30 protein-coding genes are annotated in these 26,994 nt (G+C 55.2%); 8 read left to right on the forward strand and 22 right to left on the reverse strand.

From position 1 onward, the window contains the following. Positions 1–7: 7 nt before the first annotated feature. Positions 8–649, reverse strand: a complete 642-nt coding sequence (locus tag BJF95_RS15635; RefSeq protein ID WP_075640418.1) for an HD domain-containing protein — start codon at positions 647–649, stop codon at positions 8–10. 277 nt (positions 650–926) lie between these two features. Between BJF95_RS15635 and BJF95_RS15640 the strand changes: the two genes are divergently transcribed. Continuing rightward, positions 927–1,574, forward strand: a complete 648-nt coding sequence (locus tag BJF95_RS15640) for an EF-hand domain-containing protein (RefSeq protein ID WP_075640419.1) — start codon at positions 927–929, stop codon at positions 1,572–1,574. A gap of 299 nt (positions 1,575–1,873) precedes the next feature. Here the strand turns inward: BJF95_RS15640 and BJF95_RS15645 are convergent, their stop codons facing one another. From BJF95_RS15645 to BJF95_RS15675, 7 genes are all read right to left on the reverse strand, one after another. After that, positions 1,874–2,395, reverse strand: coding sequence for a tyrosine phosphatase family protein (locus BJF95_RS15645; RefSeq protein WP_075640420.1), 522 nt, complete (start codon positions 2,393–2,395; stop codon positions 1,874–1,876). After that, positions 2,392–3,018, reverse strand: a complete 627-nt coding sequence (locus tag BJF95_RS15650; protein ID WP_075640421.1) for an HD domain-containing protein — start codon at positions 3,016–3,018, stop codon at positions 2,392–2,394. The genes BJF95_RS15645 and BJF95_RS15650 overlap by 4 nt, the downstream gene beginning before the upstream one ends. After that, positions 3,015–3,854, reverse strand: a complete 840-nt coding sequence (gene ygfZ / locus BJF95_RS15655) for a CAF17-like 4Fe-4S cluster assembly/insertion protein YgfZ (RefSeq protein ID WP_075640422.1) — start codon at positions 3,852–3,854, stop codon at positions 3,015–3,017. The genes BJF95_RS15650 and ygfZ overlap by 4 nt, the downstream gene beginning before the upstream one ends. 153 nt (positions 3,855–4,007) lie before the next feature. After that, positions 4,008–4,799, reverse strand: a complete 792-nt coding sequence (locus BJF95_RS15660; protein WP_075641065.1) for a hypothetical protein — start codon at positions 4,797–4,799, stop codon at positions 4,008–4,010. Positions 4,800–4,867: 68 nt separating this feature from the next. Continuing rightward, the gene (locus BJF95_RS15665) at positions 4,868–5,131 is read right to left on the reverse strand and encodes a hypothetical protein (protein ID WP_425348701.1); all 264 of its coding nucleotides are present in this window, start codon (positions 5,129–5,131) and stop codon (positions 4,868–4,870) included. A gap of 101 nt (positions 5,132–5,232) precedes the next feature. Beyond that, a complete protein-coding gene (locus tag BJF95_RS15670; RefSeq protein WP_139317539.1) occupies positions 5,233–5,670 on the reverse strand; it encodes a TIGR02301 family protein in 438 nt (145 codons plus the stop codon). Between the two features lie 123 nt (positions 5,671–5,793). Continuing rightward, the gene (locus tag BJF95_RS15675) at positions 5,794–6,219 is read right to left on the reverse strand and encodes an NUDIX hydrolase (RefSeq protein ID WP_075640424.1); all 426 of its coding nucleotides are present in this window, start codon (positions 6,217–6,219) and stop codon (positions 5,794–5,796) included. A gap of 86 nt (positions 6,220–6,305) precedes the next feature. Between BJF95_RS15675 and BJF95_RS15680 the strand changes: the two genes are divergently transcribed. Continuing rightward, positions 6,306–7,070 carry an SOS response-associated peptidase gene (locus BJF95_RS15680; RefSeq protein ID WP_075640425.1) on the forward strand — a complete coding sequence of 255 codons (765 nt, stop codon included), beginning with the start codon at positions 6,306–6,308 and terminating at the stop codon, positions 7,068–7,070. A gap of 5 nt (positions 7,071–7,075) precedes the next feature. Here BJF95_RS15680 and BJF95_RS24115 read toward each other — a convergent pair whose 3' ends face one another. The 5 genes from BJF95_RS24115 to BJF95_RS15700 form a co-directional block, all read right to left on the reverse strand. Continuing rightward, positions 7,076–7,216: a hypothetical protein gene (locus BJF95_RS24115; RefSeq protein WP_175577273.1), complete on the reverse strand. Its 141-nt coding sequence runs from the start codon at positions 7,214–7,216 to the stop codon at positions 7,076–7,078. Between the two features lie 154 nt (positions 7,217–7,370). Next, positions 7,371–8,243, reverse strand: a complete 873-nt coding sequence (locus tag BJF95_RS15685) for a CDP-alcohol phosphatidyltransferase family protein (RefSeq protein WP_083638851.1) — start codon at positions 8,241–8,243, stop codon at positions 7,371–7,373. Between the two features lie 91 nt (positions 8,244–8,334). Further along, positions 8,335–9,033: a phosphatidylserine decarboxylase gene (locus tag BJF95_RS15690; protein WP_075640426.1), complete on the reverse strand. Its 699-nt coding sequence runs from the start codon at positions 9,031–9,033 to the stop codon at positions 8,335–8,337. 82 nt (positions 9,034–9,115) lie between these two features. Then, positions 9,116–11,002 carry an ABCB family ABC transporter ATP-binding protein/permease gene (locus BJF95_RS15695; protein WP_075640427.1) on the reverse strand — a complete coding sequence of 629 codons (1,887 nt, stop codon included), beginning with the start codon at positions 11,000–11,002 and terminating at the stop codon, positions 9,116–9,118. A gap of 160 nt (positions 11,003–11,162) precedes the next feature. Continuing rightward, complete coding sequence (locus BJF95_RS15700) at positions 11,163–13,130, reverse strand: Ig-like domain-containing protein (RefSeq protein WP_075641068.1); 1,968 nt, start codon at positions 13,128–13,130, stop codon at positions 11,163–11,165. Positions 13,131–13,288: 158 nt separating this feature from the next. Here BJF95_RS15700 and BJF95_RS15705 point away from each other — a divergent pair, with 158 nt between their 5' ends. Beyond that, a complete protein-coding gene (locus BJF95_RS15705; protein ID WP_075640428.1) occupies positions 13,289–13,909 on the forward strand; it encodes an LOG family protein in 621 nt (206 codons plus the stop codon). Positions 13,910–13,937: 28 nt separating this feature from the next. Here the strand turns inward: BJF95_RS15705 and rarD are convergent, their stop codons facing one another. From rarD to cysS, 9 genes are all read right to left on the reverse strand, one after another. Continuing rightward, positions 13,938–14,834 (reverse strand): EamA family transporter RarD, encoded by an 897-nt coding sequence (gene rarD / locus BJF95_RS15710; RefSeq protein ID WP_075640429.1) that lies wholly within the window; start codon positions 14,832–14,834, stop codon positions 13,938–13,940. Positions 14,835–14,950: 116 nt separating this feature from the next. Then, the gene (cimA, locus tag BJF95_RS15715) at positions 14,951–16,567 is read right to left on the reverse strand and encodes a citramalate synthase (RefSeq protein ID WP_075640430.1); all 1,617 of its coding nucleotides are present in this window, start codon (positions 16,565–16,567) and stop codon (positions 14,951–14,953) included. Positions 16,568–16,616: 49 nt separating this feature from the next. Next, on the reverse strand, positions 16,617–17,576 hold the full coding sequence (gene pip, locus BJF95_RS15720; protein ID WP_075641069.1) for a prolyl aminopeptidase: 960 nt from the start codon (positions 17,574–17,576) through the stop codon (positions 16,617–16,619). A 4-nt stretch (positions 17,577–17,580) separates the two neighbouring features. Further along, positions 17,581–18,075 (reverse strand): GFA family protein, encoded by a 495-nt coding sequence (locus tag BJF95_RS15725; protein ID WP_075640431.1) that lies wholly within the window; start codon positions 18,073–18,075, stop codon positions 17,581–17,583. Continuing rightward, positions 18,072–18,536, reverse strand: a complete 465-nt coding sequence (locus BJF95_RS15730) for a GFA family protein (RefSeq protein WP_075640432.1) — start codon at positions 18,534–18,536, stop codon at positions 18,072–18,074. Before BJF95_RS15730 ends, BJF95_RS15725 begins: the two co-directional genes overlap by 4 nt. Further along, positions 18,533–19,033 carry a GFA family protein gene (locus tag BJF95_RS15735; protein WP_075640433.1) on the reverse strand — a complete coding sequence of 167 codons (501 nt, stop codon included), beginning with the start codon at positions 19,031–19,033 and terminating at the stop codon, positions 18,533–18,535. Before BJF95_RS15735 ends, BJF95_RS15730 begins: the two co-directional genes overlap by 4 nt. Next, positions 19,030–19,518, reverse strand: a complete 489-nt coding sequence (locus tag BJF95_RS15740) for a GFA family protein (protein WP_075640434.1) — start codon at positions 19,516–19,518, stop codon at positions 19,030–19,032. The genes BJF95_RS15735 and BJF95_RS15740 overlap by 4 nt, the downstream gene beginning before the upstream one ends. Beyond that, positions 19,515–19,916 carry a VOC family protein gene (locus tag BJF95_RS15745; protein WP_075640435.1) on the reverse strand — a complete coding sequence of 134 codons (402 nt, stop codon included), beginning with the start codon at positions 19,914–19,916 and terminating at the stop codon, positions 19,515–19,517. Before BJF95_RS15745 ends, BJF95_RS15740 begins: the two co-directional genes overlap by 4 nt. 32 nt (positions 19,917–19,948) lie before the next feature. After that, a complete protein-coding gene (cysS, locus tag BJF95_RS15750) occupies positions 19,949–21,334 on the reverse strand; it encodes a cysteine--tRNA ligase (RefSeq protein ID WP_075640436.1) in 1,386 nt (461 codons plus the stop codon). Between the two features lie 312 nt (positions 21,335–21,646). Here cysS and BJF95_RS15755 point away from each other — a divergent pair, with 312 nt between their 5' ends. The 5 genes from BJF95_RS15755 (at position 21,647) to rfbA (ending at position 26,993) form a co-directional block, all read left to right on the forward strand. Further along, positions 21,647–23,269 carry a glycoside hydrolase family 28 protein gene (locus BJF95_RS15755; protein ID WP_075641070.1) on the forward strand — a complete coding sequence of 541 codons (1,623 nt, stop codon included), beginning with the start codon at positions 21,647–21,649 and terminating at the stop codon, positions 23,267–23,269. Between the two features lie 160 nt (positions 23,270–23,429). Further along, entirely contained in the window at positions 23,430–23,993 is a 564-nt protein-coding gene (rfbC, locus tag BJF95_RS15760) for a dTDP-4-dehydrorhamnose 3,5-epimerase (RefSeq protein ID WP_075640437.1), read from the forward strand. A gap of 140 nt (positions 23,994–24,133) precedes the next feature. Beyond that, positions 24,134–25,195 (forward strand): dTDP-glucose 4,6-dehydratase, encoded by a 1,062-nt coding sequence (gene rfbB / locus BJF95_RS15765; RefSeq protein WP_075640438.1) that lies wholly within the window; start codon positions 24,134–24,136, stop codon positions 25,193–25,195. Next, entirely contained in the window at positions 25,192–26,094 is a 903-nt protein-coding gene (gene rfbD, locus BJF95_RS15770) for a dTDP-4-dehydrorhamnose reductase (RefSeq protein ID WP_075640439.1), read from the forward strand. Before rfbB ends, rfbD begins: the two co-directional genes overlap by 4 nt. A gap of 23 nt (positions 26,095–26,117) precedes the next feature. After that, a complete protein-coding gene (rfbA, locus tag BJF95_RS15775; protein WP_075640440.1) occupies positions 26,118–26,993 on the forward strand; it encodes a glucose-1-phosphate thymidylyltransferase RfbA in 876 nt (291 codons plus the stop codon). The last annotated feature ends 1 nt before the right edge of the window (position 26,994 follow it).

A 26,994-nucleotide genomic window follows, 5' to 3' on the forward strand; every position in this document is an offset into this window, starting at 1 on the left:
GCGGTCCTCAGATCTCATCAAGAAATTGGGTTAGAAAATGCTGCAAGCGCTGATGGCGCTCGCGCGCCAAAGTCTGCCCGGTTGCGGTTTTGAAGCCGTCTGCCAGTGTGAACAGCTTGGTTTCAAAGTGGTCAATGGCAAACCGTTTGTCGTCTAAGGCGCGATTTTTTGCGGTTGGATCAAAAGGATCATAGAGAGATGATCCCATACGACCACCAATATAGAAGCAGCGTGCGGCTCCCACCATGCCAATGGCGTCCAGCCGGTCAGCATCTTGAAGGATTTTGGCCTCAAGGGTTTGCGGCTCGATATTGGCCGAAAAACTATGGGTGAGAATGGCGTGAAAAACGGCCTCGATTCTGGCCTCGGGCCAGCCTGCTTCGCCCAGGATGGTTTCAGCCTTTTGGGCTGCAAGGCGGGATGCGCTGTTGCGATGCGGGGAGTTTTTTTCGACCGACACGCAATCATGAAGCAGCACGGCGCTGGCAAGAACATCGCGTTCGCCGCCCTCCTTGGCGTGAATACGCATGGCATTTTTGAAAACGCGAAGAATATGGGCGGCATCGTGAGAGCCGTCATCGCCTGACGTGGCGTGGGGCAAGAGCCACTTTGCAAGATCCTGGCAAGGCGCAAACGCTTGAGAGAGCATGGAATATCCTAGATCTAAAAATGGGGCGCTCTGCTTATCAACGATGGCGAAGCAGAGGGAAAGAGGGCGCGCGATAAATATCTCAGTTGCATTGTTTGCATGTTGAGCTTGCGTGGTGAATGCCGGCTCAATGGGTCATCACAATTCAGTTACAAGTTTTATTGCATAACAATTTCTTTTGACGATTATCGGCAAATCACGATACCTCATCTTTATGCGTCTGCTTGTCTTGCGTTCTCCCGGCGCGCGGTATTGATCAACCTTGATAGGGGTTCGTATGACAAGTGTTTCATCGACAGCCAGCTCAGCTCTGGCGCAATATATCTCTAGTACCTCTGCTCTTGATACCAATGGCGACGGTGTTGTGTCTGCGGAAGAACTGGCGGCTTCGACACGGACGCAGGATCCAACCGTTTCCAGCGATAATGCCGCCAAAAGTGTTGCTTCGCAGCTTTCAAACGACATGATGTCGATGATCATGGCGAAGAGAGAGGCATCTTCCGCAGACGGAGCCAGCCAAAACAGCCGTTTCCAAGCTATGGACACCAATGGCGATGGCAAAGTGAGCGAACAGGAATTTGCGGCAGCCCGCCCCCATGGCATGTCGGAAGCCGCCGCTGACAAGCATTTTGAAAAGCTCGACAAGGACAAGACCGGCTCTTTGACTGAGGCACAATTGGAGGCACACAATGGTCATCACGTGCATTCAAAAGGTAAATTGCAGGATCTGGAAGGTTTGAGCAGTGTTCTATCAAAGGACAAGGACGGCGAGAGTGACACCGTGAGCCTTGATGATGTCCTCAACCAGATGAGTTCAGTCATTGCGGCTTATCGCGCTGCGAGTGACACGGATGATGAAACGGGAGAGGCGAAGGCCACACTTGCCCAGACCACCACAGCTCCTAAACAGACCATTATTGTTTGAGATGCGCCAAACACCTTTTGGGAGTACTGTGGACAGACGAGGACCATGAGGTCTGCTTTTTGAACACCTAGAAGTCTTTCATCAATAAGCGACAGGGAGACATGATGGGCTGACGGATCATTGCAGCACAAGTCTGTTGCAATCTTGCCTCCCTACACGCACCTGTGAATTGCCTGCCATATCGTATTTTGCCATAACTATCGTCATGACCTCAGACTGCATGCGTATAGTTGCAATCGGCTTTGAGCCGAGGCAGGCGGGAGGCCCTGTTTACGATCCAGCAGGGTCTTCCGCTTCTATCATCCTTTCGGCAAGGGCAAGATAAACGGCGTGCTGCCATCGGCATCCTGACCGCGACCCAGTGCCTTGACGGCATCGGCAAAGCGACCCTTTCGCCCCAGCACATCATCAGCAATCTGGACAAGGCGGATATTGGGGGTGGCAAATGGGGAAGCCGTGCGCAGGCGCGCCGCCAATGCTTGATCATCATCATCCGGGAAGATCGCCAGACTGGCAATCATGGCAGCAGCAGGTGAGCGCGAAACACCCATCCAGCAATGAATCAGCAGTGGTGCTGCCGTGTTCCATTGGCGCGCAAAATCGATAATCTGCCGAACATGACTTTCCTGCGGCGCGATCAGCTTGCCGGTTCCGGCAAAGGTAATATCATTCATGCCAAGCGTTAGATGGCGATCTGCCTTGATAACGGCCGGGCGATGGAAATTCTGATTTTCAGCCAGAAGGCTGATCATGTCCTCCGCTTTGTGGCGCACAGCCATTTCAGCAATATGCGACAATGGTGAAACAACAATGGCGGTCATGGCTTGCGCGGGCTCTCACTCAGCCGCAAGCTTTCAATCTGCGCAAACCGCTCGGAAAATTTGCGTTGCGCCTCAATTGCGGGCATGGGCTCCATCGGCAGCATCTCCACGGTCAGGTTGCGGGGCTGGCCAAAAATCTTGACCGCTTCCGCGCGGGTAAAGCCCGCCAGTTCTGTCGCTTCAAAATAGGCCGCAATCGAATCGGCCTTTTTGATTTGCGCTTTCAGGCGTGTGGTGGGGTGAGGCGGTAGGCCAAACCGCAGATGAATGGCGGCTTCCAAACGCTTTTCAACCACCTTGTAGCCGCCGCCAACCACCGCTTTGAAGGGGGAAATCATATCGCCAATGACATATTCCGGGGCATCATGCAGCAGCGCCATTTGCAAATCGGCAGCACAGAAGCTGGGCGCACAGCGCCGGAAGATCTCTTCCACCACCAAAGAGTGCTGCGCCACCGAAAAAGCATGATCGCCCACCGTCTGTCCATTCCAGCGGGCCACACGCGCCAGGCCATGGGCAATATCGGAAAGCTCCACATCCAGCGGTGATGGATCGAGCAGATCAAGCCGCCGGCCTGAAAGCATGCGTTGCCAAGCACGCGAAGAAGAAAGCCGCTCAGTCATTCAACATCTTCGTGGGTGGTGGGAAATTCAAGGCCAGTCCATGCCGGAAGGCGCACGGTCACCGCCGTGCCATTGAGGGTGATGGGATGGCTGGAGGCCAGCGCATCGCCAATCCGGTCAATCCGCACAATTGCAAGCCCATGCTGACCATTGGCGCTGCCAAGCATGCCGACAGGACGATCATTGGCGCGAAGCTCCCCAGCGTTGGGCTCAAGCACGGTTTCTGCGCTGACGATGGCAACGCGTCGACGAGCCGTCTTGCGATGCTGCATGCGCGAAACGACTTCCTGCCCGACATAGCATCCTTTTTTGAAGGAGACGCCTGCGTTGAAATCATAGAGCGCATCATGCGGGAAGGCGTCCTGCAAGGCGTAATCCTGCCCTGCTTCCGCAATGCCATTGGCAATGCGAAGATCGGTATAAAGGCTTGGGGCGTCATTGCCATGGTGGCCGGGTTTGCGCCACACGGTCAGGCCAGCCGCCTTGAAGCGCAGATCCTGAAAGGCCCCTTCAATTGCGCCACCATCCCAAAAGACGGTGACGCCCTCTTGCGACTCCAAGGTGATAGTCACTGCGGCGCGCAATTTATACATAGTCAACCGTCGTATCAGCGCCTCTGCCTCGCTGGCAGCAACCTCCAGCATAACATCCGCGCCCTGCGGGTAGACGAGAAATTCAAACAGAATTTTGCCCTGTGGCGTCAGCAAGGCAGCAACGCCCGCGCAACCGTCAGAAAGGGTCTCAAGATCAGCCGTGATCAGGTTGTTGAGGAAATTGCGACTATCTGGGCCGCGCAATTGAAGAAAAGAACGATCAGCGAGAAAAACTGCAGGCATGGCACCCGATCCAATATTTCAAATGTGGCATCACCGGCTTGATGCAGCAGGGCAAACAGTGCGGTAAAAACACCGAGCATCAAACCGAAAAAGCGGTGAGATCGGACATGAGCCGATCTCACCGCTCAATCTGCCTGTGCTCAGGCCCAAAAATCAATCGCCAGCCGTGAAGAATTTCCATTTTCCATCGGGCGAGATGCCGATGCGAAAGAAATTGTAATTGCCAGCGTCCAGCATGTTCTCGTAGTCGCCTGCGGTAACAATGCGAAGAAGCTCGACCTTTTCGCGAAGCGTCAGCGTGTTGAGCGGCTTTTCAGCAAAATATGGCCACACATAGGCATCATCCGGGGTGCCCGCATTGACATGGACAAAACCGGCATTCAACACGTCCATCATAATGGCCAGAACTTCGATGCCATCAGGATCGCCCGACACGCTTTTGATCGTGGCGATGGGATCGCCATTGTCAGAACCCAAGGCAAGTGCTGTCGGGTCCGCACCTTCGGACAACAAGGCCCGCAATTTTTCAGGCTCACCCGATGATGCTGCCTCCATGAGCTTTTCGCGCATTTTGCGAACGGCCTCGGGGGCTTTGGTGATGTCATACATCACCTCAATCGCCGCATGCTTGGTGTCCGTGGCGGTGATCTTATTGGTTTCTTTAGGATTGCTCAGGTTTGGCTGGGCAGTTGAAGGGGTTGCCTCCGGTGCCGCTGGTTGCTTCGCGCCTGGTTCCTTTGCTGTCGGTTCCTTTGCTGTCGGTTCCTTTGCTGTCGGTTCCTTGGCTGCTGGTTCCTTGGGAGCAGCAGGCGCGGGTGTGGCCGGGGAGGCCGCAGGCTGCTCCGCCACTTTCTCATTGCCTTGCAATTCCGAAAGCGCCATGCTGGCAGACGGCAAACACAGCACACTCGCGCTGGCCAACAGGCCAGACAAAACCCCAGACATAACCATTGTCCGGACACGCTTCATCCGATCAGTCCTCAATCCATTCACCATGGTCTTGCCTCTGCAAATCACTGAACAATACGCGCCGGAGAAAACTCGCCAGCCAACATGCGCGCGCGCAGAGACTCAAGCATGGCTTCGGCACCGTTTTCGCCGTGAATACGAATTGTTTCACGCATGGCAAGCGCAATTGCAGCATCCGCAATAATCTCGGGCTCAATGCCGTCGGCCATGCCATCGGCCCAAGCCTCGTTCTGATATTCGAGGGCTGCCTGCATCTTTTCATGAACGATCATGTCGTCAATCTCGTTGCGGCGTGGTTCTATAATCATATTCACCTCGAAGCAGTACTTGAATCAGCTATACGTCGCGCAACTCTATCAGCCTTTTGTCACGGCGACACGGCTCAATGCATTATCCGATGAATTATTGGTTAATTTCCAAAGCGATTTATCATTTCTTTGATGAGTGTTGCGCCTTCGGCACGATATTCCTGCTCTGTCGCCTGCGCGGCTTTGGTACACGTATCGTGCAGCGCACCAAATGCTCTATAGCCGCGGTTGTAAGCAGCTGTCAGCTGTTCTTTTCGCGCCGGTTCATTTCCTGCATCAAGGGTTAACAGTTTTTCCATGGCGGCGCGCCACTGTGGTTCAGGTTTTTCTGAACAGCGATTGCGCAAATAGGTAATGGTGCCGATGATTTCAGACAGTCGATTGAGCTGCCGGTCATAGGGTGTTGCGCTCACAGTCGGCTCTTGAGGCTTCTGGGATTGCGCCTGCAGGGACGAGGCCGCCAAAAGCGGACTGACGACAACAAGACCAAGCAGAAAAAAACGGGTCATACATTTCCGCACGCAAGAGACCATCAACATGATAGCATTGGACCGAAAAGCGGGGACCGGTTTTCGGATAAATCCGATGCACAAACAGCAATCGAGAGCATCGTGCCGATTTTTGGCACGATGCTCTCATCTGACTTGATTCTTGTGGCTATTTTACGCCTCTTCCCCGGACTTCACCAGTCTTTCAACGCAATCGATCACGCTCGGTGGTGCGGGAAGCGTTAGAATATCGCGGGGCGTATACCAACCAAGCTCCGCCGCATCGCTTCTCGCTGCGGCAGCCATGGGGTCGTCTTCCACGTCAACAATAAAAACAGAGAGGCTGAAGTGGTGTTCATCCGGCCCGCCGGGGTCGGGATAGAGCACATACGTGGCGAAAAGACGCGGGTTGGTGCCGGTGAGCCCGGTTTCCTCGAACAATTCACGCAATGCGGTTTCCTCGGGCGTTTCGCCATCTTCACCGCGCCCGCCCGGAAAGGCAAACAGGCTTTCAGCCGGGGGCTTGGAGCGTTTGACCAGCAAAAGGCGTCCGTTGTGACGCACGATTGCCGAGGATGCGGGGCGATGCAAGGATGTCATGCGCGTGGTTCCGGTGGGTGAAAGACGATGGGTCAGATGTTGGCGACACACTTGACGATAGAGCGTTCCGCTGCGAAAACAAGTAGATGTGTGGACGTTTCGCCCTGACCACGACCCCTGAAGATGTGATGGACGCTTTTGGCTTGCACGAGCTTGAGGCGTTCCCGCAGAGGTTCAATATTGCACCAACCCAACCGATCCTGATTGTGGGTGAGGGGGATGCGCCGCAGACTGGCAGCAATCTGCCAAGCCGCCGCGCTTTTCTGGTGCGCTGGGGGTTTATGCCGTCCTGGGTCAAGGACCCGCGGGATTTTCCCTTGTTGATCAACGCCCGCTCGGAAACCGCAATCGATAAGGCATCATTTCGCAATGCCATGCGCCATCGCCGCATTCTCATTCCGGCAACCGGCTTTTATGAATGGTATCGTCCGTCCAAAGAGAGTGGAGAGGCGTCTCAGGCCTACTGGATCAAGCCCAGGCACGGCGGCATTGTTGCCTTTGGTGGGCTGGTTGAGACCTGGGCGTCTGCCGATGGCTCGGAGGTGGACACAGGGGCCATTCTGACAACCGTTGCCAATGGTGCAATTCGCTCTATTCACGATCGTATGCCGGTGGTAATCGAGCCCCAAGACTTTTCCCGCTGGCTGGATTGCAAAACCCAGGAGCCTCGCAAGGTCGCAGATCTGATGCGACCCGTGCAGGATGATTTTTTCGAAGCCGTGCCTGTTTCCAACCTTGTCAACAAAGTTGCAAATGTCGGGCCTGAGATTCAAGTGGCTGTCTCTTCGCCTGCAAAGGCTGACACCAAGAAACAACCAAAGCCACCGTCGGGGCAGTTGTCTTTGTTTTGAGCGCGTTAAGCCGATTTTTTCTTTGCAGTCTTTTTGGTCATCAAGGCTGCGGCAATAACGGCTTTCAGGCCGATCGGGCCGTAATTGTCAGAAAGTTTGATCTGTGCGGCTGTTGGCAGAGCAATACTGTTGGTTTTTGCGGTCATGGTGATGGTGCCTCCTCAAATGGCAGTCTCTTGTTGGCTGCTCACTCTGAGAAGAACATGACAAATCCATGACCAAGGCAACTTAATTTAAATCAAAGTCTGGCATATTTTGTGAACGGATCGCAACACATCGCCCGCGTTCCAGACTGCGAGGTCACAGGCCGCGATCCATGCCAGATGCATCGTGGTTGTCCGCTTCTTCATTGATGGTCAATGTGCCGTATTTCCGCTTCCAGGCGCGTGCGCCAAACGGAAGCGTCAGCAGATACACGATAACCGTGGCAGACAGAACCTCCCACGTATAGCTCATCAACAGCGCGACATAGAGCACAACGCCAAGTGTCAGGGGCAGCACCAGATCGCGGCGCACCTTTTTTTCAGACTTGCCAGACCACACGGGCAGGCGGCTGATCAGCAAATATGCGATCAGCATGGTGTAGCCCGCCGAGGCAAAAGCAAAGCCCGGCGTGGCTTCCACCCCCAGAAAGCTCAAGTAAATCGGCAGCATCACCAAAAGCGCGCCAGCAGGGGCCGGAACGCCGACAAAATATTCCTTCTGCCATGGTGCTTTGGCCGCACTTTCTTCCATGACATTGAAACGGGCCAGCCTGAGGCCCGCGGAAATGGCAAACACCAGAGCCGCAATCCAGCCAAAGGAATGGGCTTTGTCCAGAATAAACACATAAAGCACCAGACCAGGTGCTACGCCAAAATTGACGATGTCGGCCAGCGAATCCATCTGGGCACCAAATTTGGAGGTGGCCTTCATCAGGCGCGCGACGCGGCCATCAATGCCATCCAGAAAAGCGGCAACCAGAACCATGCTGACGGCCAGTTCAAACTTGGCCTCAAAGGCAAGACGAACCCCGGTCAGGCCCGCACAAATGGCCAGAACGGTGATCAGGTTTGGCACCATCAGCCGCAGTGGAATCTCGCGCAGGCGTGGGCCGCGGGAGGCATCATTCACCTCTTGCGCGTGCACCTCTTGGGCGTGAAGGTCTTGCGGCTGTTCTGTGTCATTGCTCATGCAAAATTTCTGCTTTTCCCGAAAAGACAAACGAAAATAAGAAAATCCGAAACATGTCCGGTTCAATTTGAACCGGACAGCAACAGATGTCTTAGCTGCGGCGGCTGATGACCGGGCCCTTGGCGGAGCCATATTCTGCAATCACTGTTTCGCCACCCACGGAACGTTGACCAAGCGAAACACGCGGCTCGGCACCGGCAGGCAAGAAAACGTCAAGGCGTGAGCCAAAGCGAATGAGACCAAAGCGCTCACCGGGTTCCAGCGCCTGCATAGGCGTGGTCCAGCAGATAATTCGACGTGCCACCAGACCTGCAATCTGCACCACGCCAATATTGCCGCGCGGGCTTTCAATCACCAGACTGTTGCGCTCATTGTCGATGCTGGCCTTGTCCAGTTCTGCATTGAGAAACTGACCTTCGCGATAGACCACATGGTTGACCTTGCCACGCACGGGGGCGCGATTGATGTGGCAATCAAACACGTTCATGAAGATTGTGATGCGCAGCATCGGCTCGGTTGACAGATTAAGCTCGGACGGTGGCACAACCATTTGGATGGATGAAACGCGGCCATCTGCCGGGCTGATGACCAGATCATCATCTTGCGGCGTCACGCGCTCCGGATCCCGGAAGAAATAAGCGCACCAGAGGGTTAAAACCATACCGACCCAAAAGAGTGGCTCCCAGAGCCAGCCCAGCACCAGCGAGCCTGCAAAAAAGGCGGCAACAAAGGGGTAGCCCTCCTTATGCACAGGAACAATGGTGTTTCTGATGGTATCAAACAAGGACATCGGTGGGACTTCTCCTGAAAAACTAAGCTATGCTGACTACCCCGAAATGGCGCTCGGGGCAATGGCGGTGCCGCTTTTGGTATCAGACTGCGGGAGGAAGGCGGGTCACAACGCCCAGTTCATCGCTTTCGCGCACCAGGCGCAGCTGTTCTTCAGCCTGAATGGCCTCACGCTGGCGGTTCCACATTGAGGCGTAAAGACCGTTTTGCTCCAAAAGCTGTGTGTGCGTTCCGCGCTCTGCAATCTCGCCGGCTTTCAGCACAATAATCTCGTCAGCACCAATCACCGTGGACAGGCGATGGGCAATCACCAATGTGGTTCGGTTTTGCGACACGACATCAAGCGCCGCCTGTATGTCCTGCTCGGTGGTGGTGTCCAGCGCAGACGTTGCCTCATCGAGGATGAGAATCGGTGGTGCTTTCAAAACCGTGCGGGCAATGGCAACACGCTGCTTTTCGCCGCCAGACAGTTTCAAACCGCGCTCACCCACCATGGTTTCATAGCCGTGTGGCAGATCTTTGATCGACCGGCTGATTTGCGCAATATCGGCAGCGGCCTCGATCTGCTCTTGGCTCGCATCGGGCCGACCATAGCGAATATTATAGGCAATGGTGTCGTTAAACAGCACCGTATCTTGCGGCACCATGCCGATGGCACTGCGCAAGGATGTTTGCGTGATTGTGCGCACATCCTGCCCATCAACGCTGATGGAACCACTTTGCACATCGTAAAACCGATAGAGCAGGCGGGAAATGGTCGATTTTCCAGCGCCGGAAGGCCCCACCACCGCCACCGTTTTGCCAGCCGGCACGGTGAAGGAGACGCCTTTGAGAATAGGGCGGGCGGGATCATAGGCGAAGTGAACATTGTCAAACACAATCGCGCCCTTGTCGATCGTCAGTGGCACGGCATTGGGCGCATCGCTCACTTCCGGCTTGACCGCGAGAAGGTCAAACATCTGCTCAATATCGGTCAACCCTTGGCGGATTTCACGATAAAGCATGCCGATGAAATTCAAGGGCACGGAGAGCTGCAACAAAAGCGCATTGACGAAGACGAAATCACCAATGGTCTGCTCACCGCGCTGCACGGCCATGGCCGACATGGCCAGCATCACCGTCATACCGACGCCAAAAATAAGCCCTTGGCCAAAGTTGAGCCAGCCCAGCGAAGTCCAGACCTGAGTTGCGGCTTTTTCATATTTCGCCATGGAGGCGTCAAAGCGCCGCGCTTCCATCTGCTCGTTGCCAAAATATTTGACCGTCTCGAAGTTCAGCAGCGAATCAATGGCTTTGACATTGGCGTCGGTGTCGCTGGTGTTCATGGCGCGGCGAATGCCAATGCGCCAATCGGATGCTTTGACCGTATACCAACAGTAGACAACCACGGTGACAGCGGTCACGGCGAGATAGGAAAAGCCATAGCCCCACCAGAAAATTCCAGCCGTTAAGGCAAATTCGATCACGGTTGGAATGGAGTTGAGGATGGTGTAGCGGACAATGGTTTCAATGCCCTTGGTGCCGCGCTCGATAATGCGCGACAGACCGCCGGTCTTGCGCTCAAGATGAAAGCGCAAAGACAGTTGATGCATATGCACGAAGGTTTTATAGGCCAGCCGCCGCACCGCATATTGACCAACACTGGCAAACAACGCGTCGCGCAACTGGTTAAGGCCCCATTGCACGATACGCGCCAGATTATAGGCCAGCACCAGCATCACGGCAGAGAGCATGAAGGCTGGCAGCAGCCCGCTTGCATCCATTTTGCCGTTCAAGGCATCGGTCGCCCATTTGAAAAAATAGGGCACGAACATCAAAACGGCCTTGGCCAGAATAAGAAAAACACTGGCCCACACCACCCGCAATTTCAGATCCATGCGCTCAGCTGGCCACATGTAAGGCCAGAGATTGCGGATCGTATGCCACGGATTGCCGGAGTCAGGAGAGACCGTCTTGACCTTCTGATGCATGCTGCTTGTTCCTGCTGACGCGCCGGGCATGCGGGACGCTGGCCGGGCCTGCCCCGTGCGGGGCGAAAAGAAGAAGCGGCCGTAAAGGCCGCTTCCATGTAATTTTCGTTATATAAGCAGCAAATGCCTTGTTTTCAACCTCAGCCTTTGCTCGATCCTGTCAAGGCTTATGCCGATGCATCCAATTTCGATGAATGGCTTCGGCTTCACTTTCTGGCAGCGCCTTATCCGGCACGGTAAAGGTTTGGCCGGGCTCAATCAGGTCTGGATTGGTGATTTGCTCGGCATTGGCCATGTAAATCGTGGTGTAGCGCACACCCTGGCCATACACGCGCCGTGAGATCTGCCACAGCGTATCACCGCGACGGATGATAACGGTGTTGCTGCTTTCCTGAAGCGGCTCTTGCGAAATCGTTCGTGGTGCGGAACCGTCCGTTTGTGTTGCGGTTTTCGCCGTTGCCACTTGCGCGGCATTTTGCATCGGCTCCAACGCAGCCTGTACCAGTTTGCCAAGCTCTGGCAGGGCGGCCGCCATGCTTGCCACCGAGGCTGGCTCGACCTTCTTGAGAGCAGCCTGGGCTTTGCCTGCGTTTTCGGCCATGCGCATCATGAAGCTTGTGTCGGCCGCATTGGTGCTGGGCGTTGGCCGGAAATCGGCAACGGCCTTCAGGGCAAATTCCAAGGCCGAGCGCGATGCCGCCAGGCTTTCCAGCGAAGGGGTTTTGCCATCAGCAAAGAGATTGCTCAAAAGTGCAAAGGATTTGGCCAATGTGTCGCGCTGGCGATCAAACAGATTGCTGTCGACCGAGGCGGCGCTGCCGGGGCTGGCTGCGGATTCGGCCAGTTTTTCAGGGGCCACAACAGACACCTGATCGCCCGCTGGGCGGTTGAACGGAACCGAGGCCCGCAAGGTGACCTTGCCATTGGCATCCTTGAGATCGACACTGATAATGTGCTGGCCAACGGAAATCGCCATTTCGCCTTCGACCACGAAGTGGCCCTTGGCATCGACATCGGAAGAGCCAATTTGCTTGCCATCGGCATAGGCTGTCACACTGCTGTTTTTCGGTGCGGTGCCCGCCACGAATATTTTATCGCCCTCAAGCTCCACGGCTGTGATTTGCAACTGCTCGTTTGGTGCTGGGGCAGGATCGGCGGCGGCGGCTGGTGGTGTTGGCGACGTGGTGGCGGGTGCCGGCGGTGTGGCATCGGCCGTTTGCGCCGGAACGCGTCCCTGTTTGTCGGCATTCACCTGTTCTGCTGCGCCATCTGTGGTGCCCTTTGGCACTGTCATTAGGCGGCTGGCTTCTCCGGGCTTGCTGACCATGGCCAGCACATCACCATTTTGATGATCGGGCACCGAAATGGTGGCCTGTTCCTGAGATTTGACGACCTTGCCGTCTTGGCTGGTGGATTGCAAATCCAGTGTATGGTCACCGGCGTTCAAAGGCTTGTCGAGCACAATGGCGAAATCACCATTGGGCGAAACCGTTGTGGTGGAGATGGTCTTGTCACCATCGAGAACATCCAGCTTGGTACCCGGTGCCGCATTGCCCGCAATCACGGTCGAGCCGTCTTTTTCAACACGCAACACACCAAATTTCGGCTTGCCGTCATCTTTGGCTGCCAACTCGGGCTCACCGTGCAAGGCGCGACCGATATTGACAATCATGCCTGCTGCCTCCTCGGGCGCGGAGGGCAGTTTGATAAGAAGTTGCAGGGCCTTTGCGGCTGTTGCCTTGGCCTTGGTCATACTATCGGCCAAATTGGCTTCGAGATTGGTTGGAATGTCCATCTCGGCCAATGCCTTGAGCGCGGTCATGGCAGCCAGGCGGCTGGAAGCATAGACACTGGCTTCTGGAATCTTCTGGTCGGCAAAAAGAGCTTCAAGCGCTGCCACCGATTTTTCGGCTTCAGTGGAAAGCCGCTTCATCTTGCCGCTTGCGACTTGATCGTCGGCGACAACGGCTTCAGGTTTGGCGGCGGTTGTCTGTGGCGGTTGCACAGGTGCTGGTGGCTTTTCCGCCGTTTGATTAGTTCCGCGAAGCTGCGGAAGCACGAAAAACACCATCAATATCGTCGCAATGGCAAGCACGCCCAAAGCCAGCCAACCGGCACGGTTTTTCATAATCAAAAATCTCCACGCGGAAAAGTCCGCCATATCCATTGGAATTGCTAGCGTTTCCCAGCGGTTTTAACAAGCTATGTTAGAAGCAGGTGCATCACCATCCAAGACTATTCGTCAATTTTGTTGACCGAAACGGATTGTCGTTGTCATTTACAGTCATGACGAAAAATATCTCTACGATTCGATCCATTTGCGTTTATTGCGGCTCAAGGCCTGGACGCGATACGGCATACATGGCGGCTGGCCGCGCCCTTGGCCAGTCCATTGCGGCCCATGGGCTGGCGCTTGTCTATGGCGGCGGCACCAAGGGTATCATGGGGGCCGTGGCCAAAGGCGTGCTGGACAGTGGCGGCCACGTCACGGGCATTATTCCAGAATTCCTGATGGATATGGAAGCGACCCATGATTCTCTGGGCGATTTGAGCGAGTTGATCATCACCGAGGATATGCACCAGCGCAAACACAAGATGTTTGAGCGTGCCGATGCCTTTGTGACCTTGCCGGGCGGCATTGGCACTTTGGAAGAAATCGTGGAAATCATGACCTGGGGCCAGCTTGGCCGTCATGAAAAGCCGATGGTCTTTGCGAATATCAATGATTTCTGGAAGCCGATGCTGGATCTTTTGGGGCACATGACGGATGAGGGCTTTGTGCACACGGCGCACCGGGTTCAGCCCATGGTCATCGATGATATCGAACATATCATTCCGATGATCATGGATCGATGGGCAGAGACAGACGCGCCTGAGGGCGATGCGTCTGTGGTCTCCAAAATGTGATCATGCCCGTCTCATCATCCAAGTCTCATTATCCACGTCTGAGCATGGGCAGTGTGTAGATCACCAGCGCTGTCCAGATCAGCGGGAAAGCAATGGCTCTCGCTGTGCTCATGGGTTCATCGAAGACAAAAACAGCGATGAGAAAAATCATGCTGGGCGCAATATATTGCATGATGCCAATGGTGGACAGTTTGAGCAATTTCGCGCCATTGGCATAGAGAATAAGTGGCACGGCCGTAATCAACCCGCTGCCTGCCAATAGCGCGGTATCGCCAGCATTGCCGCCAAAATGCGATTGTCCGGTGACAATCAGATAAATCAGATAGGCCAGCGCAAAGGGAGCCAGCAGCAACACTTCCAGCAGAAAGCCCTGATTTGGCCCAATCGGCAAAGTCTTGCGAAACAGCGCATAGAGGCCCCACGACAGGGTAAGGCTCAGGGCGATAATTGGCAGCCGGCCATTTTCGACCGTCAAAATCACCACCGCCAGAATAACCAGAGCGAGGGCCGCCATTTGGGCGGGTTTCAGCTTCTCTTTCAGCAGAACTGCGCCGAGAAGAATCGAAAACAGCGGATTGATGAAATAGCCAAGGGCGGTGTCGAGCGCATGACCTGCGCCAATGGCCCACACATAAATACCCCAGTTGATGCTGATCAGGCAGGCGGTAATGGCCGCCATGCCGATCATTTTGGGGTTGCGCAGGGCACGCTTCAAATCCTCTGTGCGGCGCAGGATCAACAGTAGCCCACCGGCCACAGGAACAGACCACAGAATGCGATGGGAAATCACTTCACTGGGGGGAATATGGGCAACCGCCTTCATGTAAAAGGGCAGAAAGCCCCACATGATATAAGCCGTGAGCGCAAACAGAAAACCGCGTAGCGAATCGCGATTGTCTATTGCGGGTGGTGTCGCCGTTGCCATGATGTTTCCGATCCCGATTTTTTTATGGTGTATCGGGTAAGCGTCGGGACCGGATAAGGCAAATTCATTTCTTTGAACCATCCAGCAATCTGCGAGATGGAAGCACAAAATCCCCTTTATTCAGCAGCAATCTGGCCAGCAAGCTGCCGGTTTTTCATCAGCTTATAGATAATAGCATCCATCAGGGCCTGAAATGATGCATCGATGATATTTTCTGATACGCCCACTGTCCACCAGCGTGCGCCGCTGGCATCCGTCGATTCAATCAGCACGCGGGTTATCGCCGATGTGCCGCCATTGAGGATACGCACCTTGAAATCTGCCAGTTCCAGATCCTCGATTTCGCGCTGAAACTTGCCAAGATCCTTGCGAAGGGCAATGTCCAGCGCGTTGACCGGGCCATCGCCTTCGGCCACCGACATCACGGTCTCGCCATCAATCACCATTTTGACCACGGCTTCTGATACGGTTTTCAAACGGCCATTGCTGTCAAAGCGGCGCTCCACCATCACCCGAAAACTCTCGACCGCAAAAAACTCTGGCACGGTGCCGAGTGTGCGGTGCGCCAAAAGCTCAAAACTGCCATCGGCCCCTTCATAGGCATAGCCGGTTGCTTCGCGCTCCTTGACGATTTCGATCAGCCGATCGAGTTTGGGGTCGTCTTTGGCAACAGCAATACCCCGGCGCTTCAACTCATTGATGAAATTGGCCTTGCCGCCTTGGTCAGACACCATGACTTTTCTAAAATTGCCAACGCTGGCAGGCTCCACATGCTCGTAGGTTTTCGGATCTTTCAGCAGCGCCGATGCATGAATGCCTGCCTTGGTGGCGAAGGCGGATGCGCCGACATAGGGAGCCTGATGATTGGGCGAGCGGTTCAAAAGCTCATCAAAGGCATGGGATAGGCGGGTCAATTCCACCAGTTTTTCCGGATCGATGGCGGTTTCAAACCGGTCGGCATAGGTGTCTTTGAGCGCGAGCGTGGGAATGATGGTGGTGAGATCAGCATTGCCACAGCGCTCGCCAATACCGTTGAGTGTGCCCTGAATCTGACGCACACCGGCTTCCACCGCCGCCAGCGAATTGGCAACCGCCTGTCCGGTATCGTTATGGGCGTGAATGCCCAGCGATGTGCCGGGAACACCGGCTTCAATCAAGGCGGAAACAATGGCGCGAATTTCCGGCGGCTGAGTGCCGCCATTGGTGTCGCACAGCACCACCCAGCGGGCACCTGCCTCATAGGCGGTTTTGGCACAGGCCACGGCATAAGCGGCATTGGCCTTATAGCCATCGAAGAAATGCTCGCAATCCACCAGCGCTTCCTTGCCTGCCTCCACCACGGCTTTCACGCTGTCGTGGATGGCGTCGAGATTTTCCTCATTGGTGCAGCCGAGTGCGACTTTCACATGGTAATCCCAGCTTTTCGCCACCAGACAGATGGCATCGCTGGCCGATTGCAAAAGCTGGTTCAGGCCCGGATCATTGGAGGCGGAAACACCGGCGCGCTTGGTCATGCCAAAGGCGGTGAAACGGGCGCGATGGGTGCGCTTTTTGGCAAAAAAAGCCGTATCGGTCGGGTTGGCACCGGGATATCCCCCCTCAACATAATCCAGACCAAAATCATCCAGCATGGCGGCGATCGAGATTTTATCTTCTACCGAAAAATCAATGCCGGGGGTCTGCTGACCGTCGCGCAGCGTGGTGTCAAACAGAGTGATCTTTTCGCGTGTCATGGGTGCCTCCCAAAGGCATTGATTTCTGTGGTAACATCCGTAACGAATATTATTGGATTTTCCCGGCAAAGCGGTCGGTGGCGCGGATCAATTGGTCGAGAATGCCAGGCTCACTCATGGCGTGTCCAGCGGCCTCTACGATATGCAATTCGGCATCGGGCCAGGCCTTGGACAGCTGCCACGCATAGCGCAGCGGGCAGGGCATATCATAGCGGCCATGGGCGATCACGCCGGGAATGCCCTTGAGCTTATTGGCATCACGCAGCAATTGGCCATCCTCCAGCCAGCAGTGGTTGACAAAGAAGTGGTTTTCCAGCCGCGCAAAGGCGATGGCGTAATAGTCCTCGCCGAAATTCTCAATTTGCTGGAGATTGGGAATCAGCGAAATGGTGGCTCCCTCCCACTGGCTCCAGGCGCGGGCGCATTCCAGCTGCACAGCCTTGTCATCGCTCGTCAAACGGCGATGGTAGGCCGAAATCAAATCATCGCGCTCGTCTTCGGGGATGGGCGCAATGAATTTCTCCCAACGGTCGGGATACATCTCGGAAACACCGAATTGATAATACCAATCCAGCTCAGCCTTGGTGACGGTATAAATGCCGCGCAGCACCAGTTCGCTCACGCGCGACGGATGGGTCTCAGTATAGGCCAACGCCAGCGTGGATCCCCATGATCCACCCAGCACCAGCCATTTTTCAGCACCAATCATCTGACGCAGCCGCTCTATATCGGCCACCAGATGCCATGTGGTGTTGGCCTCCAGATGGGCATGGGGCGTGGATTTTCCGCAGCCGCGCTGATCAAACAGGATTACGTCATAAAGAGCCGGGTCAAACACGCGCCGCTGGGCAGGTGTGATGCCACCACCTGGGCCACCATGCAAAAACACCGCAGGCTTTGCCCCCTTGGTGCCAACCCGTTCCCAATAGATCACATGCCCATCGCCAACATCGAGAAAGCCTGTCTCGAAGGGTTCAATTTCAGGGTAGAAGCTGCGCAATTGAGTCATAAGGTCAGTCATTGGGCGATCCTATATGTGTCGGCCAATCGGTGGTGTCGTGGTCCGGATGTTGGTAGGTCGCTTGAGCAACCGTTGCAAGCCAATCAGCGGAAACCTCTTCTGCCTCAACCGGTAAACTGTCCAGCCTATGGCTAAAGGCGAGCTTTGATCCTGCGTTTGATTGCGCCACGGGCTCAACATCGCCGGGCTTATCCAGCGATCCGAGGGTGACATTGATATTGTCTCCCGATGGTGCATCGAAAAACAGCGGCGTGCCACATTGCCCGCAAAAGCCGCGACGCACGATCCTGGAAGATTGAAACCACTGCGGCCTGCCCCGCGTGATGGCAAAATCACGGCGGGCGGCACCGCCCAGCGGCAGAGCGTAATTGCCCGACGCCTTTTGACACATGCGGCAGTGGCACACATGTGGATAGCGGACCTCACCAGTGATGGTGTAGCGGACCGCGCCACATTGGCAACCACCGGAATGGACAAGCGCGCTCATTCGTCCTCCGCAGGCCAAACGGTGGTGTCAAAATCCGGGTGTTGCCAACTCTCAACCGCATCCCATTTGGCTTCCTGCTCCGGGCTGGTGAAGGCGGGCTTTTCAAACAGGGTGTCGATCCATGGCAAGCGCTTGTCATGCTTGACCTGAATGGCAGGCTCAAAGGCTGCGGGATTGTCAAAGGCCCCAATCGCAAGCTCAACCCCATCCGCATGCTGATAGGTCAGCGGTGTGCCGCATTTGTCGCAAAAGCCGCGCTTGACCTTGGCGGAAGAACGAAACAGCTTTGGCTGGCCGCGCGTCCACGTCAGATGGGCCTGATCAGCGGTGACAAGGGCTGAGAAGAAGCTGCCGAACTGCTTTTGGCACATGCGACAGTGGCAGATGGAGGGCCGCCCCAGCTTGGCTGCCTGGAACCGCACCGCGCCACATTGGCACCCGCCCGAAAAAATCTCGCTCATTGTTCTGCTCCATTGGGCTTTTCTCCGTTGGCTTTTGGCCAGTTTTCAGTGTCAAAGTCGGGGTGTTGGTAGGAGATGAGATCGTTGAGGAAGGGGGCATCATTCAGATCTTCCTCGGTTGGGTGGCCGGGCAATTCATGCAGATGATCGACGAAGCCGATTTTTCCTTCGGTGCCGAATTGCTCAATGGGCGGCAGGGCGGCAGGATCGTCAAAGGCACCGGCAGCAATGGACATGCCCGTCGGGTCCTCATAGGTCAAAGGGGTGCCGCAATCGCCACAGAAGCCCCGCGACACGACATTGCTGGAGCGAAAAATCTTCCGCTTGCCGCGCGTCCACTCAAAATCAACATCGCGCACCGACACCAGTGGCGCATAATAGCCGCCAAATGCTTTCTGACACATGCGGCAATGGCAAATTGAGCTGCTTTTCAACGCCCCTTTGGCTTGGAAGCGAATGGCTCCGCATTGGCAGCCGCCGGAAAAAATCTCGCTCATGGTTTTGCTCCGTGAGGTTGGGGCCACGTGTCCGTGTCATGGTCGGGGTGCTGGTAGGAGATGATGCGGTGAATATAATCGCCGTCTGTCTCGTCTTCTTCGGTGGTCATGCCCGGTAATGTGGAAAAATGATCGACGAGAGATAATTTGCCTTCCAGACCATGCTGAAAGGTGGGTGGCAAAAGCGATGGATCATCAAAGGCACCAGCCGCGATGGCCATAACATCCGGGGCTTCATAGGTCAGCGGCGTGCCGCAGGCGTCACAAAAACCACGCTTGACGAGGTTGGATGATTGGAAATGTTTGAGTGTGCCGCGTGTCCATGTCAGTTCCGCACCTTTGGTGGACACCAGCGGCGCGAAATAACCGCCAAATGCCTTCTGACACATGCGGCAATGGCAGATGGAGCTATCATTCAGCACACCTTTGATGCGAAACCGAATGGTGCCGCATTGGCAGCCGCCGGAATAGGTTGGCGTGGTCATGATTGGCCACCCGTCTCAGGCTTGTGGCAGACGGCTTCAATGTTGTTGCCATCCAGATCGAACACAAAGGCACCGTAATAGTTGGGGTGATAATGCGGGCGCAGGCCCGGCGCACCATTGTCTTTGCCACCGGCTGCGACGGCGGCTTTATAAAATGCATCCACCTCCGCACGGCTGTTGGCGGCAAAGGCAATGTGCTGGTGATAGTCAGCCGGTGGCGTGCCTTCGTAAAGCCAAAAGCATGGCTTCTCGCGCCCATACCCGGCCATTCGCACGCCGAAGGAGTTTTCCTCCGGCACCATATACAGCATCGATGCGCCAAGTGGCGCAAAAGCCGCATCATAGAAAGCCATTGCACGTTCAAAATCAGCAACTTTGATATTCATATGGTCAATCATGGATGTCGCTCCTGCGCCGTTGATGCCTCAGTTTACCGCTTGACCTCCCACGTGGTCACGCGCTCGCCCGTATCTTTATCCTTACCGTCCTTGAGTTGAATGCCTTTGGTCAACAAGTCGTTGCGGATTTTGTCGGCCTCGGCAAAATTTTTGGTCTTGAGCATTTCAAGCCGCATTTGCACAAGGGCGTCGATGGCGGCGGAAAGATCGTCGCTCACCTCGGCCTTTTGTGGCAAAAGCCCCATCAATGCAGCACTGGCTGCAAAAGACGGCAACAAAGATGCATCCGCATTGGCAGCACCGGCCAGTGCATGAAGCGCCTGTACTGCTGCAACCGTATTGAGGTCATCGGCCAATGCGTCCAGCACGCTTTGATCCGGTGTCGCATCACCGGCCTCCGCGCTTGGCCATTTGGCAAGCAGCCGCTCAGCCTCTTCCAACCGCTTGACGGAAAAATCAATCGGTTCACGATAATGGGTCATCAACATCGCAAGCCGCAGCACTTCGCCCGGCCATTTGCGAGTGCCAAACGTGTCTGTGTCCAGCAATTCGTTGATGGTGACGAAATTGCCGTCCGACTTGGACATCTTCTTGCCTTCCACCTGCACGAAGCCATTGTGCATCCACACATTGGCCATCACGTGGGTGTCATTGGCGCAGCACGATTGGGCAATTTCGTTTTCGTGGTGTGGGAAGATCAGGTCCAGCCCACCGCCGTGAATGTCGAACACCTCGCCGAGATAGCGCTTCGACATAGCCGAGCATTCGATATGCCAGCCGGGGCGGCCACGGCCCCAAGGGCTTTCCCAGCCGGGTTCGTGCTCGCTGGAGAGTTTCCACAAAACGAAATCGCCAGGGCTTTTCTTGTGGGCATCCACCGCGATGCGGATGCCAGCCTGCTGCTCATCCAGATTGCGCTTGGAAAGCTGACCGTAAGCCGCCATCGACTTGGTATCAAACAGCACTTCGCCTTCCGCCACATAGGCATGGCCCTTGGCGATCAGCACCTCGATGATGTCAATCATCTGCTGGATATTGTCGGTGGCGCGTGGCTCGACCGTGGGCTCAAGGCAGCCAAGCCGCGCCACATCGGCGTGATACTGGTCCGCGGTCTTTTGTGTCACCTTGGCAATGGCATCGTTGAGCGCAAGATCGGGAAAATCGCGCAATGCGCGCGCATTGATCTTGTCATCCACATCGGTGATGTTGCGGGCATAGGTCACATGCTTCTCGCCATAGACATGACGCAGCAACCGATAGAGCACATCAAACACAATGACGGGCCGGGCATTGCCGATATGGGCAAAATCATAAACGGTTGGGCCGCACACATACATGCGCACGTTTGAAGGGTCGATGGGGGTAAAATCAACCTTGTTGCGCGTCAATGTGTTGTAGAGCTTGAGGCCCTCAGTCATGTCAGTCTCCCAGACGTGTTTACACCCGGCTGGACCGAGCGTTTGTCATCTGGGACTTTTACAAGAGACGAAAACGGCCGGGCCAGCGCATGCGCTAGCGAATAATAATCCAGCAAATGGTGCAGGTGCTCGTTTTCATGCATGCTTTATGGCGCGGGTGGTGAATTTGGTCAAGAGGTCGTGACATGCTGATCTTGCCAAAAAAGTGAGAATATTTTTTCTTGTGACATCGCTATGCCAATATCAAATCCTTCATTCACCCAAACCCGCTCTGAGACCTCTCGCCTCATCATTGCTTTCAAGGAATATCTCATGCCGCGCACTCTCTCAGGTTCAAAGCGAAATGCCGCCCATCTGGTATCGGGTCTGGCTCTGACCCTGTCTGTGTTTTCGCCCGCTGCCAGTTGGGCCGCCGATCCACCAGTTTCCACCCAATGGGGTGTGGTGAGTGAGCCCGCAGCACCCGCCAATATCTGCGCCACACTCAGCGCCACGTTGCAATCCACCAATGGTTCACTGGATGCGGTTGACGCTGACGGCAAAGCGCCCCATCCGGATCAGGATCGTTTGCAGGCGGCGATCAATGCCTGCACCTCCGGTGCCGTGAAGCTGGTGGTGGGCGATGGTGCAAAAGATGCCTTCCTCAGCGGGCCGTTGACGCTGAAAAGCGATGTCACGCTCTGGATCGACAAGGGAGTGACGCTGTTTGCCTCGCGCGATCCCAAAGATTACGACACAGGAGAGGATGACTGCGGCACCGCCAATGACTCCAGCAAAAAGACCTGCAAACCGTTGATTGAGGCCAAGGATACCAAAAACGCTGGTATTGTTGGTGAGGGCCGGATTGATGGTCGCGGCGGATCGCTGCTGCTATCGGGCGATAATGCTGGCAAGCGCTCGTGGTGGGATGTGGCGTGGCAATCCAAGCAGGGGTTGAAGCAGCACGCATTCAGGCTTTTGCAAATCAATGGCGGGCAGGATTTTACCCTGCACGATATCACCTTGATGAACAGCCCGAATTTTCACGTCGCCAGTGATGGCTTGGATGGCCTGCTGGCCTGGGGCATCAAGATTCTCACCCCCAGTGCGGTCTATACCAAGCCCGGTTATGCGTGCCCGGAAGGCACAACGCCTGATAAGCTGACGCCTGCAACGTGCTTTACGCCCGACACTGTCAAAAACACCGATGGTTTTGATCCCGGGCAGTCGTCGCGGGTGCTGTTGGCCTACAGCTATATCAGCACCGGCGATGATCACGTTGCCATCAAGGCTGGCGGTAAAAAACCATCCACCCAGATGACCTTTGCGCATAATCACTTCTATTATGGGCACGGTCTCTCCATCGGCTCGGAAACCAATTCCGGCGTTGAGGACATCTCTGTCTATGATCTGGTGATGGATGGTTTTGACAGCCCCAATGGCAATGGCCTGCGCATCAAATCCGACCCATCGAGAGGGGGCAAAGTCACCAACGTTATTTATGGTGATGTATGTATGCGCAACACGCGCTATCCGATGGTCTTTGATACGCATTACTCAGATAAAGCGGGAAATCTCCTGCCGGATTTTTCTGGCATCACGGTGCGCAATTTCAAATATATGGGCAGCAAGGCCGATGGCGGCGGCTATCTTGTGTTTCGCGGTCTTCAACAGGATGGTCAATATCTGCCGCTGGGTCTAACGCTCGACACGGTTCAGTTTGAAGGCAAGCAACCCGCCATTCTCGGCTCGCCGCAGATTGCGGCCAATGAAAAGCCCAGCTATGCCCATATCACCCTTGGCCCTGGCCCGGTGAGCTTTGCCGATGCGCTGAAACCGGATGTTGCCGCGCGCTTTAAAGTCACGAACCTGATGGATGGCATGCCGGCAGATGAGATGGATTGTTCTGCCGCTTTCGTGCCGTTTTCGAGCGTGGTGGAGGGAGCGCCCATTTGACGAGGCCTTGAAGCGTCAAGCGTCATGGGTTGATTGACAAAGGCCGAGGCCGTTTTGCATCTTGTGTGTTTGCGGCTGTTGTGCTTGTTACGTTCAAAAGTGACAGTGCCGCCCAAAAATAGCAGTGCCGCCCAAAAAACACAGTGCCGAAGGAAGACCGATGCAATTTGAAACGACAAAAATTTCCGGCGTATTTCTGATCACGCCGAAGCGATTTGGTGATGCGCGTGGCTATTTTGTTGAGACATTTCGGGAAAACCTGTTTGAGCGCGAGGTGGGGGCATTCCACTTTGTTCAGGACAATCAATCCTTCTCGGCTGAAGTCGGCACTGTTCGGGGTCTGCATTTTCAGCTGAATCCGAAGGCGCAAGGTAAATTGGTCTCCTGTGCTGCCGGTGCCTTGCTGGATGTCGCGGTTGATATTCGCAAGGGCTCGCCAACCTACGGCCAGTTTGTCACGGCTGAGCTGTCGCAGGAAAATGGTTGCCAACTCTGGGTGCCGCCGGGTTTTGCCCACGGTTTTTGCACGTTGAAACCCAATACAGTGATCAGCTATAAGGTCACGGACTATTATAGCCCCGAGAATGATCGTGGGTTGCTGTGGAACGATCCTGCCATCGGCATTGATTGGCCAGTGGCAGATGGGCAGGCAATTTTGTCGGATAAAGACCAAAAACAGCCAAAACTCAGTGACCTTGACGCAAATTTTGTCTATCAGGCTTGAGGATCGTAAAAGCGCCGTGGATGTTTTGTAAGCCATGGCCTTGTCATACTTTGAATTTGCCGCTTCTACTTCCCATTGGTTCCGATGTCAGGAATTCTAGAGTAGAAGCCGAGCAACATGGTTTTAGAGGGTGAGTGAAAATGCGGGTTCTTGTTACCGGTGGCGCTGGATTTATTGGATCGGCCGTTGTGCGCCATCTGGTTGTCGATAAGAGTTACGATGTTCTCAATGTCGATAAGCTGACCTATGCCGGCACCCTGACCTCTGTGAACATGCTCGAAGGCAATCCGCTGTATCGGTTTTTGAAGGCCGATATTTGCGATGGTCAAGCGATTTCTGAAGCTTTTTCGAGCTTCAAGCCCGACCGGGTCATGCATCTGGCGGCAGAAAGCCATGTCGATCGCTCCATCACCGGTGCAAAGGATTTTGTGGAAACCAACGTGCTTGGCTCTTTCACCATGCTGGAATGTGCCCGTGCCTATTGGCAGGCGCTGGAAGGCGATGCCAAGGCGCGTTTTCGGTTTTTGCATGTGTCGACCGATGAAGTCTACGGATCGCTAGGCGATGACGGCTTGTTTACTGAGGCCACGCCTTATGATCCAAGCTCGCCCTATTCGGCCTCAAAAGCAGCGTCCGACCATTTGGCCAAGGCGTGGGAGCGCACCTATGGCATGCCGATTGTGGTCTCCAACTGCTCGAACAATTACGGCCCGTTCCATTTCCCTGAAAAGCTGATTCCATTGATGATTATCAATGCGTTGGAAGGCAAGCCTTTGCCGGTCTATGGCAATGGCGTCAATATTCGCGACTGGCTCTATGTGGAAGACCACGCCCGCGCGCTGGACATTATTGCCGAGCGTGGCCGGATTGGCGAAACCTATAATGTCGGCGGACGCAACGAGCGCCGCAACATTGATGTGGTCAAGCGCGTTTGCCAGTTGATGGATGAGTTGCACCCCGCTGGCCGTCCGCATGAAAATCTGATCCAATATGTGACCGACCGTCCCGGCCATGATGCGCGCTACGCCATTGATGCCACCAAGCTGGAAACGGAGCTGGGTTGGAAGGCGCTGGAAAACTTCGACACCGGCATTGAGAAAACCGTGAAATGGTATCTCGAAAACGAGTGGTGGTGGGCTCCCTTGCGTCAAGGTTATGATGGCACCCGGCTTGGCCTTTTGAAGGCAGGCGCAAGCAAATGAGTGACGTGAAACGCTACGTGGTCACCGGCGTTGCTGGGCAGGTTGTTCAGTCTCTTGTCGAGCAGGCAAAGGGCAACAGTGCTGTTGAGGTCATCCCGCTCGGTCGCCCCGCGCTGGATCTTGGCGAGCCTGAGACCATTGAGAGCGTTCTGCGGGCTGCAAAGCCAGACCTGATTGTCTCTGCCGCCGCTTATACGGCGGTGGATCAGGCCGAAACTGACGAAGCGGCGGCTTTTGCCGTCAACGCACAGGGACCAGCAGAACTGGCACGGGTTGCGAAGGCGCTCGGCGTGCCACTGGTGCATATCTCGACCGATTACGTGTTCGATGGCAGCAAAGCGGCCCCCTATAACGAGAGCGATCCGGTTGCGCCGCTTGGAGTCTATGGCCGCAGCAAGCTGGAAGGTGAGCAACAGGTTGCCGCAAACACCAGCGATTACGCCATTTTGCGCACCGCTTGGGTCTATAGCCCTTATGGCAAGAATTTTTTGCGCACCATGCTTCGTCTGGCCGAAACGCGCGATGAGCTGAATGTTGTCGACGATCAGATTGGCAATCCCACCTCAGCGCAGGATATTGCCGATGCGGTTCTCGCGGTTGGTCAAAACCTGCTGGCGTCTAACGATGCGACCTTGCGGGGTGTGTTTCACCTCAGCGGCACCGGCGAGGGGAGCTGGGCAGATTTTGCCACGGAGATTTTCCGCCTATCAAAATTGCAAGGTGGCGTTCATGCGGTTGTTGGCCGCATTCCCTCCAGCGCCTATCCCACGCCAGCGCGTCGCCCGGCCAATTCCAGATTGGACTGCACCAAATTGGCAGAGGTTCACGGCGTCACGCTTCCAGATTGGCGTTTGTCCACCGAGCGTGTTGTGAAGCAAGTTTTGGCCGAGGGCCAGTGATAAACAAAATGAGGAGTTTGTAAATGAAGGGCATTATTCTGGCAGGGGGCAGCGGCACGCGCTTGCACCCTATGACGCTGGTCACGTCCAAGCAGCTGATGCCAGTTTACGATAAGCCGATGATTTACTATCCGCTATCGACTCTGATGCTGGCCGGGATTCGGGATATTCTGATCATTTCAACGCCAACTGATCTGCCGAATTTCCAGAAACTCCTCGGAGATGGCTCGAACTGGGGCATTTCTTTGAGCTATGCCGAACAGCCATCACCGGATGGTTTGGCGCAGGCCTATATTATTGGCGCAGACTTCATTGGTTCCAGCCCGTCGTGTCTCATTCTCGGCGACAACATCTTCTATGGTCATGGCATCAATGACCTCTTCAAGGGCGCGATGGGCCGCCAAGAAGGGGCAACCGTGTTTGCCTACCACGTCAATGATCCGCAGCGTTACGGCGTGGTGGCTTTCGACGAGAACAGCAAAGCCACCTCGATTGAGGAAAAGCCGGAAAATCCAAAATCGAACTGGGCCGTGACCGGTTTGTATTTCTACGACAACCAGGTGGTTGATATTGCTGCCAACATGAAGCCATCGGCCCGTGGCGAGCTGGAAATCACCGATGTGAACAAGGCCTATCTTGAGCGCGGTCAGCTGCATGTCGAGAAAATGGGTCGCGGTTATGCCTGGCTTGATACCGGAACCCCCGATAGCCTTTTGGAAGCGGGCGAGTTTGTGGCAACCCTTGAGCGTCGTCAGGGCTTCAAGATTTCCTGCCCTGAGGAGGTCGCATTCCGGCTCGGCTTTATCGACGCCACGCAGCTGGAAGTTCTGGGCCGCCGCTATGGAAAAAGCGATTACGGCAAATATCTGCTGAGGCAATTGGCTGAGAGCGGTCAGTAAG

The sequence above is a fragment of the Rhizobium oryziradicis genome (genome assembly GCF_001939045.1).
Taxonomy (GTDB): Bacteria; Pseudomonadota; Alphaproteobacteria; order Rhizobiales; family Rhizobiaceae; genus Allorhizobium; species Allorhizobium oryziradicis.